At 47.7% G+C, this 287-nt stretch carries 1 pseudogene; it reads right to left on the reverse strand.

Annotated elements, in window-relative coordinates:
* Positions 1–287, reverse strand: a pseudogene (locus tag H3V00_RS11340) (hypothetical protein); the annotation flags it as partial.

Here is a 287-nt window from a genome sequence, read left to right on the forward strand (position 1 = left end):
ATTGGTCAGATCACCGGCACGGCTTACAACAGTAGACAGTGAGCTGAAGCTGGTAGCAGAAGAGGTGGATAACTGATAGAGCTGATCGGCATTGACTGCATCAGTAGAACCGTTTTCCAGCTGACCGGCAGCCACATTGGTAATTTTCTGCGCCTGACTGGTGCCATGGCTGGCATCGTAAAAGCCGCCGTTACCATTGACATTCTTTTTCCATTGCAGCGCATCAGACTGTAAAGCAGCGATATTGCTGTTTGCTGTACTGATATTACCATTGATATTGGTCAGAT

Source organism: Snodgrassella sp. W6238H11, assembly GCF_016100525.1.
GTDB classification, from domain to species: domain Bacteria; phylum Pseudomonadota; class Gammaproteobacteria; order Burkholderiales; family Neisseriaceae; genus Snodgrassella; species Snodgrassella alvi.